This is a genomic window from Enterococcus sp. 12F9_DIV0723 (assembly GCF_002174375.1).
Taxonomy (GTDB): Bacteria; Bacillota; Bacilli; order Lactobacillales; family Enterococcaceae; genus Enterococcus_A; species Enterococcus_A gilvus.
This window is the reverse complement of the sequence record NZ_NIBK01000001.1, coordinates 682,091-683,304: the sequence shown is the minus strand read 5'-3', so window position 1 is coordinate 683,304 and position 1,214 is coordinate 682,091. Positions and strand designations below refer to the sequence as shown.

The window sequence follows — 1,214 nt, the reverse complement described above, 5'->3', positions numbered from 1 at the left end:
CTTTATCAACTATACCTTTCCAACGTTCCTTTATGATAATCATTCTTTTATTATTATTTACACCCCTTTTCGTTTCCCATACCTTTGATTTATTCTCTTTGAAAAAGGCTTTTGCTTTCCCTTCACTAAATGCTTTTATGTATTTTTACGTTTTCAGATGGATTAATATGAGATTTTGATTCAAAGCTTGGTTTGGAGCTATTCTCGACAAATCGCAACAAAAAAAGCGTTCCTGCTTCATGATCTGAAGACAAGAACGCTTTTTAAATGACTACAGGATACCTGCTTTTATTATTAAGCTACAGACTCTTCCTCTAGCCCAACCGTATCGATCCGTTAACGAATAAGTACTTGATTTTCTTCCACCACGTCATTTTCTAAGTAGTCAAAGAATTTTTTATTCAAACGATAGCCATGTCCCCATACCGTTTGGATCGCTTCATCCCCAAATTCGTTCGCTAATTTTTCATTTACTTTTGAGACGACCTTCGAAAGACTGGCTAGAACAGATTTCGTTGGGTCCTTCTCCCAGATTTCTCGACTGATCTCTTCACGAGGAACCGTTCGTTCTCCCGCTTGGATCAAATAGTAGACGATTTCCTTTTGCTTTAATTTCAGGCTTAACTCAGAAAGCTTCTGCTTCACTGTGACCTGCTTCGCATGGACAGACTTTTTATTCGTCAAACGAGAGATCTCCGCGATCAATAAAATTTCCCGAAGCTGTTCGATATCTGCATCCAGTGGAATCCACGCGTGAAAAGGATTTGAACCCACTTCCTCTGATTTGTTCTCTTTGGCTCTGCGAAACAGCTTCAAATTTCCTTGTGGCAAGTGTTTGATTATTTCATAGGTTTCGATGTCATACAATGTTTCGCTGAAAATAATGCCTTCAAACGGTTCCAGAAAACTTTTATCAAACGATTTTTCCTTCAATAAGCTTACCATATTTTCAGAGCAATAAACCTCGTTTCCTAATTGCTTCAAGTGGCGTTCAAAATTTTCCTCGTAAAGTGGGACTTTCGTCAAAAGTAATAACTGCATAATGTGCTTCCTCCTTAAAAACTACCTTTACCTATCAAAATGTCTTTGCGATTTGTAAGGTGTCTTTGCGCTTAAATTAAATATCTTATTAATAAATCCCGGAAAATTAATTCTAAATATCATCCGAAGTCTTAATATAGAAAAATAATTATACAAATTGTATTATATTATAC

At 36.2% G+C, this 1,214-nt stretch carries 1 protein-coding gene; it reads right to left on the bottom strand.

Features of this window, described 5'->3' with window-relative positions; all coding sequences use genetic code 11:
• Positions 1-336: 336 nt before the first annotated feature.
• Positions 337-1,041, bottom strand: a complete 705-nt coding sequence (locus A5868_RS03350; RefSeq protein WP_086305460.1) for a helix-turn-helix domain-containing protein — start codon at positions 1,039-1,041, stop codon at positions 337-339.
• Between the last annotated feature and the right edge of the window lie 173 nt (positions 1,042-1,214).

Bases quoted from the DNA above. Each gene is read 5' to 3' on its own strand.
- A5868_RS03350 (WP_086305460.1), bottom strand. From the start codon at position 1,041: ATGCAGTTATTACTTTTGACGAAAGTCCCACTTTACGAGGAAAATTTT.